Source organism: Streptomyces niphimycinicus (assembly GCF_018883605.1).
GTDB lineage: Bacteria > Actinomycetota > Actinomycetes > Streptomycetales > Streptomycetaceae > Streptomyces > Streptomyces niphimycinicus.
The window spans coordinates 1-9,376 of sequence record NZ_JAHLEM010000759.1; the positions used below are offsets into that span (position 1 = coordinate 1).

Here is a 9,376-nt window from a genome sequence, read left to right on the forward strand (position 1 = left end):
CAATGCGAAAGGCCCGGATCCTCCAGGATCCGGGCCTTTCGTCTGTCTTGGCGTCTCAGCCGCCTGTCGCGGGCGCTCTCAGGCCGCGCAGTCGGGGCAGAGCCCCCGGTAGGTCACCTCGACCGCGGAGATCGCGAAGCCGTAGCGCTCCTGCGTGGGCAGGTCGGCGAGCAGATCGCCGGAGGGGTGGACATCGCGGATCGTGCCGCACTTCGCGCACACCAGGTGCTGATGCGCGTGGTGTGCGTTCGGGTCGTAGCGCTTGGCCCTGCCGTCCGTGGTGACCTCGATCACCTCACCGAGCGAGACCAGCTCGCCGAGGGTGTTGTAGACGGTCGCGCGGGAGATCTCGGGCAGCCGCTCGGCCGCCGCCGCGTGGACTTCGTCGGCGGTGTAGTGCACATGGTCCCCGTCGAGGACCTCGGCGACGACACGCCGCTGCGCCGTCAGCCTCCAGCCGCGTCCCCTGAGCCGTTCCAGCAGGTCACTCATGCCATTCACCTATCAGTCAGATAAGGACAAGGGTAGCAGCGGACGAGTCCTTGACCAGATCGGGTACGACTTTCCAATGCGTCTTGACTTAGACATTGTCCAATGTAGGATCGGCAACAGCCCCAGACCAGGGACAGAACGCGAGTACGCAGGAGGCGCACGTGACGGTCCAGGACAACATCACTGGTCCGCTGACCACGGAGTCCGGGGCTCCGGTGGCGGACAATCAGAACGGCGAGACGGCGGGCGTCGGAGGTCCGGTCCTCATCCAGGACCAGCATCTGATCGAGAAGCTCGCCCACTTCAACCGCGAGCGGATCCCGGAGCGGATCGTGCACGCCCGCGGAGCCGGTGCGTACGGCACCTTCACCGTGACCGCGGACGTGAGCCAGTACACCCGCGCGTCGTTCCTCTCCGAGGTCGGCAAGGAGACCGAGACGTTCCTGCGCTTCTCGACGGTCGCCGGCAGCCTCGGCTCGGCGGACGCGGTGCGCGACCCGCGCGGCTTCGCGCTGAAGTTCTACACCGAGGACGGCAATTACGACCTGGTCGGGAACAACACCCCGGTGTTCTTCATCAAGGACGCCATCAAGTTCCCCGACTTCATCCACACCCAGAAGCGCGACCCGTACACCGGCTCGCAGGAGGCGGACAACGTCTGGGACTTCTGGGGGCTCTCGCCCGAGGCCACCCATCAGGTGACCTGGCTCTTCGGCGACCGCGGCATCCCCTCCTCGTACCGCCATATGAACGGCTACGGGTCGCACACCTTCCAGTGGAACAACGCCGCGGGCGAGGTCTTCTGGGTGAAGTACCACTTCAAGACCGACCAGGGGATCAAGAACCTCACCGCCGCCGAGGCGGCCGAGACCGCCGGTCTGGACCCGGACAGCCACCAGCGCGATCTGCGCGAGGCCATCGAGCGCGGTGACTTCCCGACCTGGACCGTGCAGGTGCAGATCATGCCGGCGGCCGACGCGGCGAACTACCGCTTCAACCCGTTCGACCTGACCAAGGTCTGGCCGCACGAGGACTACCCGCCGATCGAGATCGGCAAGCTGGAGCTGAACCGCAACCCGCGGAACATCTTCGCCGAGGTCGAGCAGTCGGCCTTCTCTCCGGCCCACTTCGTGCCGGGCATCGGCCCGTCCCCGGACAAGATGCTCCAGGGCCGCCTCTTCGCGTACGGCGACGCCCACCGCTACCGCGTCGGCATCAACGCCGACCACCTGCCGGTGAACCGTCCGCACGCGGCCGAGGCGCGCACCTACGGCCGGGACGGCTTCCTGTACGACGGCCGTCACGCGGGCGCGAAGAACTACGAGCCCAACAGCTTCGGCGGCCCGGCGGAGACCGGTCGGCCGCTGTGGCAGCCGTCCGCGGTCTCCGGTTTGACCGGTGACCATGCGGCCCCCTCGCACGCCGAGGACGACGACTTCGTCCAGGCGGGGAACCTCTACCGGCTGATGTCGGACGACGAGAAGGCGCGCCTGATCGAGAATCTGGCGCAGTTCATCGCCACGGTCTCCCGCGATGACATCGCACAGCGGGCGATCGAGAACTTCCGCAAGGCGGACGCCGACTACGGCAAGCGGCTGGAGGCCGCGGTTCAGGCCCTGCGCGGCTGACGGACGCTTGCCGTATCAACCGAAGAGGCCGGACGCCGTTGGGCTCCGGCCTCTTCGGGTGCCGGGTGCGAAGTCCGGTTCCGCTTCCGGTGCGCCGGTGCGACGGTCCGCCAGTGCGCCTCAGGCCGGTACGGGCTGGGGAGCCGGGGTCCAGCAGCGGATGATGTCGCGCACCGACACCACTCCGACGGGGCCGCCCGCGTCGAGGACGACCAGATGACGGAAGCCGCCCTGGGTCATCGTGCGGGCCGCCTCGTCCAGTGTCCACCCGGGGGCGGCGAAGACGACGTCGGCGGTGGTGTGGTCGTGTGCGGTCTCCTGGTCGGGGTCCTGGCCCGCCCCCACTGAGTTGAGGATGTCGCGCTCGGTGAGAATCCCCAGGCCGCAGGTGTCGGGATCGAGCACGATGGCCGATCCGACCCGGCGTGCGGACATCAGCCGGGCGGCCTGACGGAGTGTGTGCGCGGGGCCGATGGTGAGGACCACCGAGCTCATGGCGTCACGGACGTGCATGGGCATGGATGGAGCCACCTCCTTGGGGAATCCATTCGACAATGCCCGGCGCCGGAGGCGCCTGTGAATGGATGCACAAGTTCACAAGGTCCTGAATTCTCATGTTCACATGCCTTGGTGGATCCAACAAGGGCGCGCGGTAGCCGACGGGCGGCAGAGCGCGCCCCGCGCTCCGGTTCACACTCCGGTTCTCGTCCGGCCCTTGCGCCGGTGGGCTTCTCAGGGCCGCAGATAGTCCAGCATCGCCCCGTGCAGCAGCCCATTGGACGCCGCCGCGTCGCCGCTGTTCGGGCCTGGCACGCCGTCGAGCCCGGTGAACCGGCCGCCCGCCTCCTGGACGATCACCGCGTTGGCCGCCATGTCCCACAGCGACAATTCCGGTTCGGCGCAGATGTCCACCGAGCCCTCGGCGACCATCATGTACGGCCAGAAGTCGCCATAGCCGCGGGTGCGCCAGCACTCGCGCGTCAGATCCAGAAAGCCGTTCAGCTTGCCGCGCTCCTCCCAGCCGCTGAGCGAGGAATACGCGAACGAGGCGTCGGAGAGGCTGTTCACCTTCGAGACGGCCAGCCGCGACGCGGAGGACAGGCTGCGCCCGGTGTACGCCCCCAGCCCCTCGGCGGCCCACCAGCGGCGTCCCAGCGCCGGTGCGGAGACCACCCCGACCACCGGCCGGTCGCCGCCCTCGCCGCGCTCCATGAGGGCGATCAGGGTGGCCCAGACCGGGACCCCGCGCACATAGTTCTTGGTGCCGTCGATCGGGTCGATCACCCAGCGCCGCGGACCGCTGCCCTCGCTGCCGAACTCCTCGCCGAGCACCGCGTCGCGCGGCCGGGCGCGCTGGAGGGAGCTGCGGATCAGCTCCTCGGCCGCCTTGTCGGCCTCGCTCACCGGCGTCATATCGGGTTTTGTCTCGACCTTGAGGTCGAGCGCCTTGAACCGCTCCATGGTGGTCGAGTCGGCGGCGTCGGCGAGGACATGGCCGAGACGCAGGTCATCGTGGTAGTCGGGCATGGCCGAACAGTATCGAGCGGAAAAGACCCGGAGCCACACGACTCCACACGACCAGGGACGCGGGCCGTACGGGTCGGCCCGTGCGGGGCTCTTGACTTCATCTGGCGGCCCGTCAATTCTGTCGGGCACATGCCGCCGGAAGGCGGCGATGCCCGCTCTGGGAGGCGACGATGCCCGCAGCGCGTGAATCCTTGCTCGACGCGGCCTTCGCCGCGCTCGAGGGCCGTCCGTGGTCGAGGGTCAAGATGGCCGAGGTCGCGGCGGCGGCCGGGGTCTCCCGGCAGACCCTCTACAACGAGTTCGGCAGCAAGGAGGGCCTCGCCCGCGCTCTGGTGCGGCGCGAGGCCGACGCGTATCTGAGCGGGGTCGAGCGGGCGCTGTCCGGGGTGTCCGGCGCGGCGGGCCCCAGGGAGCGGCTGGCCGCCGCGGCGGTGTGGACGGTCCGCTCGGCGACCGAGAATCCACTGGTGCGGGCGGTGCTCACCGGCTGCTGGAACGAGCGGCTGCCGACGTCCGTGGCGTCCGTGGCGTCAGTGACATCCGTGGCGACCGTGACGTCCGTAAGGACGGCACCGCCCGCCCCGCTGCCCGCGCCGGGCGAGCTGCTCGGCCAGGCGCGGGACCGGGCGGTGCGGCTGCTGGCGGGCGACTGGCCGCCCGGTGCGGTCGAGCTGCCACTGGCCTGCGAGGCGGTCGCCAGGCTGGCCCTGTCGTACGTGGTGGCGCCCGCCCCGGCGGCGGATGTGGCCCGTATGGTGCGCACGGTGCTGGCCTGATGGTGCGCACGGTGGGCCTGATGGTGCGCACCGGGCCGGCTGGAGCCGACCCGGGCGGCCGGGCTCAGTGGGCCGAGCCGGAGAGCTGGAGCCCTATCACGCCGATGATCACCAGGCTGATGGAGACGATCTTGAGCATGGAGACGAGATCGTCGAGGAAGATCATGCCGTAGATAGCGGTCCCGGCGGCCCCGATCCCCGTCCACACCGCGTACGCGGGCCCCACGTCGAGCTTCTTCAGCGACAGCGTCAGCAGCCCGAAACTGCCGAGCGCGAACGCGCAGAACGCGATCGTCGGCCAGAGCCGGGTGAAGCCGTGCGAGAGCTTGAGACAGACGGCGAAGCCCGTTTCGAGGAGCCCGGCGACCACGACCAGCAGCCACGCCATAGAGATGCCCTCCCGTGCCGCCGTCGGCTGCCGCCGCCCGGGCCCCGCCCGGTCGCCTGGACTCCTGTGGAGTCTTTGATGCGATTATCCATTTACCGTCCCGGATGGACGGCAAACACGCTGCTCCGCCCCGGACTCCGGGGTCCAGGGGCGAAGCCCCTGGTAGGCGGCGGAGACCAGCACGACGGCGCCGCAGTCGGCCGATGACGCATCGCGACGCTTCCAGCGGAACGCTCAGTCGCCCTCCCGCCGCTCCCGGGTCGCCAGCAGCCGCCGCAGGGAGTACAGCCGGGCCGGTTCGGCGTGGCCGTCGGCCACCCACTGGTCCAGCGCGCAGTCCGGCTCGTCGTGGCTGCACGCGCGCGGACAGCCCTCGGTGCCCGGCTCCAGGTCCGGGAAGGCGTGGATGACCCGCGCCGGGTCCACATGGTGCAGCCCGAAGGACCGTACGCCCGGGGTGTCGATCACCCACCCCTTGGTGTCCGGCAGGGGCAGCGCGAGCGCGGAGGTGGTGGTGTGGCGGCCGCGGCCGGTGACCGCGTTCACCCGGCCGGTGGCCCGCTGGTGGTCCGGGACCAGCGCGTTCACCAGCGTCGTCTTGCCCACGCCCGAATGGCCGACGAAGACCGTGATCCGGTCGGTCAGCCGCTCCCGCACCCGGTCGGCGGCCTCCCCGTCGGCCAGCTCGTCACGGCTGGTGACGACAAAGGGGATGCCGAGCGGCTCATAGGTCTTCAGCATCTCCTCGGCGGGCGCCAGATCGGACTTGGTGAGCACGAGCAGCGGTTCGAGCCCCGCGTCGAAGGCGGCCACCAGACACCGGTCGATCAGCCGCGGGCGCGGTTCCGGATCGGCCAGGGCGGTCACGATCGCGAGCTGGTCGGCGTTGGCGACCACGACCCGCTCGTACGGATCGTCGTCGTCGGCGGTCCGGCGCAGGACGGAGGTGCGCTCCTCGACCCGTACGATCCGGGCGAGCGTGTCCTTGTCGCCGGTCAGGTCCCCGACGACCGCGACCCGGTCGCCGACGACGACGCCCTTACGGCCGAGCTCGCGGGCCTTCATGGCGGTGATGGTGCGGTCCCCGACCAGGACGGTCAGCCGGCCGCGGTCGATCGTCAGCACGAACCCCTCGGCGGCGTCCTCGTGCTTGGGGCGGATGTTGGTGCGCGGCCGGTTGCCCTTGCGGTTGGGGCGGACCCGAACGTCATCCTCGTCGGTGTGCTTGCCGTAGCGGCGCATGAGTCCAGGCTCTCAGGATCTCCGCGCCGAGGTCGTCGTCGCGTCGAGCATCCCGGTCCACAGACCGGGGAAGTCGGGAAGGGTCTTGGCGGTGGTGGCCACGTCCTCGACCAGCACACCGTCGACGGCGAGGCCGAGTACGGCGGCGGCGGTGGCCAGCCGGTGGTCCTCGTAGGTGTGGAAGATCCCGCCGTGCAGCGGCCGGGGGCGGATCCGCAGTCCGTCCTCGGTCTCGGCGACGTCCCCGCCGAGTTCGTTGATCTCCTTGGCGAGCGCGGCGAGCCGGTCGGTCTCATGGAGCCGCAGATGCGCGATGCCGCGCAGCACCGACTCGGAGTCGGCCAGCGCCGCGACCGCCGCGATCACCGGGGTGAGCTCGCCGACCTCGTGCAGATCGGCGTCGATCCCGGTGATCCGGCCCGTTCCGGTGAAGGTCAGACCGGTGTCGGTCAAGTCGCAGGAACCGCCCATCTCGGTGAAGATCCGGCGTAGTTCGTCCCCGGGCTGGGTGGTGCGCTCCGGCCAGTCGGGGATGGTCACCCGGCCGCCGGTGACCAGGGCGGCGGCCAGGAACGGCGCCGCGTTGGACAGATCGGGCTCGACGACCAGATCGCGGCCGAGCAGCGCGCTCGGCGCCACCCGCCAGACGCCCCGCTCGCCGCCCGCCTCCGCGGTGTCCACCCGCGCGCCCGCCGCGCGCAGCATGTCGACGGTCATCCGGATATGCGGCAGGGACGGCAGCGCGGCGCCGATGTGGCGCACCTCGACGCCCTGGTTGAAGCGCGGCGCGGACAGCAGCAGCGAGCTCACGAACTGGGAGGAGGACGAGGCGTCGATGCGGACCGGGCCGCCGTCCAGCGCCCCGCCGCCGTGCACGGTCATCGGCAGCGCGCCGCGGCCGTCGTCGTCGATACGGGCGCCGAGGGCGCGCAGCGCGTCGATCACGCCGTGCAGCGGGCGCTCATGGGAGCGGGGGTCGCCGTCGAAGTGGACGGGGCCGTCGGCCAGGGCGGCGACCGGCGGCAGGAAGCGCATCACGGTGCCGGCGTTGCCGACGTCGATGGTGGCCGGGCCGTGCAGCCCCGCCGGAATGACCCGCCATGCCTCTCCGCCGCCGGAGGGGCCGCCCGAGCCGAGGGCGCCGTCGGACACCGTCTCCTCGATGCCGACGCCCATGGCGCGCAGGGCGGCGGCCATCAGGAGGGTGTCGCGGGAGCGGAGCGGGCGGCGCAGCCAGCCGGGTTCGGCGGCGAGCGCGGCCAGGATCAGACCGCGGTTGGTAACCGACTTGGATCCGGGCACGGTGACGGTCGCGTCCACCGCTCCATCGGCGGTCGGAGCGGGCCAGAGGGCGGTGTGATCGCCCGGGGAGGTCTCAATGCCGGTCATGGGTCTCACTTTAGTGGTTCGCCCGGAGTGCCAATCTTGATCGAAAGTGGCGAAACCCAGTCGAAACACGGCGCTGCTACCGGGCGCCGAGGGTCGCGCACTATGCGCCGGGGTGGCGCGGCGCCAGGCGCCGGGGGTGGCGCGCCGGACGCGCGTACGGGTCACAGCCCCAGCAGCCAGCGCCCGCCGGCGAGCAGCGAACACAGCGAGACCACGTGGAACAGCAGCAGCCAGGCGCCGGCCGGAATGCCCGTCAGCCGGGCCAGTTGGTCGGGGTCGGAGTCGTACGCGCCCTGGTGCCGGCGCTTGCGCTGGAGCTCGAAGGGCGGACGCACACCGCCCAGGAGGAGGAACCAGACCACGGCGTAGGCGAACCCCGCCTGGACGTCCGGCCCGGTCAGCCAGGAGACGAGGAAGAAGGCGGCCCCGCTGATGACGACCGTAAGGACGCCATACGCGTTGCGGATCATCACCAGCATCGCGACCAGCAGCGCCGTCGTGCCCCACAGCAGCAAGGTGATGTGGTTCGCCGCCAGCAGCCAGGCGCCGCCGAGGCCCAGCAGGGAGGGGGCGGTATAGCCGGACGCCGCCGTGAGGATCATGCCCAGGCCGGTGGGCTTGCCACGGGAGACGGTCAGCCCCGAGGTGTCCGAGTGCAGCCGTATGCCGTCCAGCCGCCGCCCGCTGAGCAGGGCGACCAGGGCGTGGCCGCCCTCGTGGGCGATCGTGACGGCGTTACGGGCTATTCGCCAGGCGGTACGGAAGACGACGACCGCGAGCGCGACCACACCGGTGGAGACGACCAGCCAGGTGGTGGGGTCGGGCTGGGCGCCGGTCACTCGGTCCCACAGATCGGCGGCGTTCGTTGCGTCCATGTGCGGGCGGCTCCTCGCATCGGTAGGGGTCGTGGCAGTGTGGCACCTATGTGCGGTCGATACGCAGCGAGCCGGAAGCCGGAGGATCTCGTCGGGATCTTCGGAGTGGAGAAGTGGGAGCCGGAGGAGACTCTGGCGCCGGACTGGAACGTCGCGCCCACCAAGGACGTGTACGCGGTGCTCGAACGCCCTCTTAAGGACGCCGGAGAGCCGCGCCCGGTTCGCCAGCTCAGGGCGCTGAAATGGGGGCTGGTGCCGTCCTGGGCGAAGTCGCCCGAGGGCGGCGCGAAGATGATCAACGCACGGGCCGAGACCGTGCACGAGAAGCCCTCCTACCGGCGCCCGTTCGCCTCCCGGCGCTGCATCCTGCCCGCCGACGGCTACTACGAGTGGGTCACCGCGGCGCAGGAGCGGCAGCTCGAGGAGAAGGGCAAGCGCAAGCGGCCCCGCAAGCAGCCGTACTTCGTGACCCCGGTGGACGGCTCGGTGATGGCCATGGCCGGGCTGTACGAGTTCTGGCGGGACCGGACGCTGCCGGACGATCATCCTCGGTCGTGGTGGGTGACCTGCACGGTGATCACGACCGAGGCGGACAAGGAGCCCTTCGGGGGCGAGGGCCACGACGAGGGGCCGCGGTCGCTCGCCGAGATCCACCCGCGGATGCCGCTGGTCCTCACCCAGGACCGCTGGGCCTCCTGGCTGGATCCCGCCCGCACCGACCCCGACGATCTGCTGCCGCTGCTGGCGCCGCCGCCCTCCGGGCTGCTGCGGGCCTATCCGGTGGCGACCGGGGTGAGTGATGTCCGTAACAACGGCCCCGAGCTGCTGACGGAGCTCGAGGCCCCGGAGGAGGGCACGCTGTTCTGATGGCCGCCAAGAAGACGGATACGCCCGAGGTGAGGCCCGAGGTGACGATCGAGACGGTGCCGACCCCGGCTGGGGACGCCCGGATCACCTGGCATCACGCGCCCGGCGCCCATGCCCTGCTCGCCGCGAGCCACGGCGCCGGCGGGGGCATCGAGGCGCGCGACCTGCGCGCGCTGGCCGCGGCGCTCCCCG

General features: G+C 71.0%; 10 protein-coding genes and 1 pseudogene. 4 read left to right on the top strand and 7 right to left on the bottom strand.

Going from position 1 to position 9,376, the window contains the following annotated elements; genetic code table 11:
* Positions 1-78: 78 nt before the first annotated feature.
* Positions 79-492, bottom strand: coding sequence for a Fur family transcriptional regulator (locus KN815_RS41965; RefSeq protein WP_059149453.1), 414 nt, complete (start codon positions 490-492; stop codon positions 79-81).
* A 161-nt stretch (positions 493-653) separates the two neighbouring features.
* Here KN815_RS41965 and KN815_RS41970 point away from each other — a divergent pair, with 161 nt between their 5' ends.
* On the top strand, positions 654-2,120 hold the full coding sequence (locus KN815_RS41970; protein WP_216347029.1) for a catalase: 1,467 nt from the start codon (positions 654-656) through the stop codon (positions 2,118-2,120).
* A gap of 120 nt (positions 2,121-2,240) precedes the next feature.
* Here the strand turns inward: KN815_RS41970 and KN815_RS41975 are convergent, their stop codons facing one another.
* Entirely contained in the window at positions 2,241-2,633 is a 393-nt protein-coding gene (locus KN815_RS41975; RefSeq protein ID WP_216347036.1) for a CBS domain-containing protein, read from the bottom strand.
* 219 nt (positions 2,634-2,852) lie between these two features.
* Positions 2,853-3,647: a histidinol-phosphatase gene (hisN, locus tag KN815_RS41980; protein WP_216347030.1), complete on the bottom strand. Its 795-nt coding sequence runs from the start codon at positions 3,645-3,647 to the stop codon at positions 2,853-2,855.
* A gap of 170 nt (positions 3,648-3,817) precedes the next feature.
* Between hisN and KN815_RS41985 the strand changes: the two genes are divergently transcribed.
* The gene (locus KN815_RS41985; RefSeq protein WP_216347031.1) at positions 3,818-4,423 is read left to right on the top strand and encodes a TetR/AcrR family transcriptional regulator; all 606 of its coding nucleotides are present in this window, start codon (positions 3,818-3,820) and stop codon (positions 4,421-4,423) included.
* A 64-nt stretch (positions 4,424-4,487) separates the two neighbouring features.
* Here KN815_RS41985 and KN815_RS41990 read toward each other — a convergent pair whose 3' ends face one another.
* The 4 genes from KN815_RS41990 to KN815_RS42005 form a co-directional block, all read right to left on the bottom strand.
* A complete protein-coding gene (locus KN815_RS41990; protein WP_216347032.1) occupies positions 4,488-4,811 on the bottom strand; it encodes a DMT family transporter in 324 nt (107 codons plus the stop codon).
* A 234-nt stretch (positions 4,812-5,045) separates the two neighbouring features.
* A complete protein-coding gene (gene rsgA, locus KN815_RS41995; RefSeq protein ID WP_216347033.1) occupies positions 5,046-6,053 on the bottom strand; it encodes a ribosome small subunit-dependent GTPase A in 1,008 nt (335 codons plus the stop codon).
* A gap of 12 nt (positions 6,054-6,065) precedes the next feature.
* Positions 6,066-7,442 carry a 3-phosphoshikimate 1-carboxyvinyltransferase gene (gene aroA / locus KN815_RS42000; RefSeq protein WP_216347034.1) on the bottom strand — a complete coding sequence of 459 codons (1,377 nt, stop codon included), beginning with the start codon at positions 7,440-7,442 and terminating at the stop codon, positions 6,066-6,068.
* Between the two features lie 161 nt (positions 7,443-7,603).
* Positions 7,604-8,317 (bottom strand): M50 family metallopeptidase, encoded by a 714-nt coding sequence (locus KN815_RS42005; RefSeq protein WP_014054784.1) that lies wholly within the window; start codon positions 8,315-8,317, stop codon positions 7,604-7,606.
* Between the two features lie 48 nt (positions 8,318-8,365).
* Between KN815_RS42005 and KN815_RS42010 the strand changes: the two genes are divergently transcribed.
* Both KN815_RS42010 and KN815_RS42015 read left to right on the top strand, forming a co-directional pair.
* Positions 8,366-9,184: an SOS response-associated peptidase gene (locus tag KN815_RS42010; RefSeq protein ID WP_216347035.1), complete on the top strand. Its 819-nt coding sequence runs from the start codon at positions 8,366-8,368 to the stop codon at positions 9,182-9,184.
* A pseudogene (locus tag KN815_RS42015) lies at positions 9,184-9,376 on the top strand (hydrolase); the annotation flags it as partial. The gene KN815_RS42010 and the pseudogene KN815_RS42015, both read left to right, overlap by 1 nt.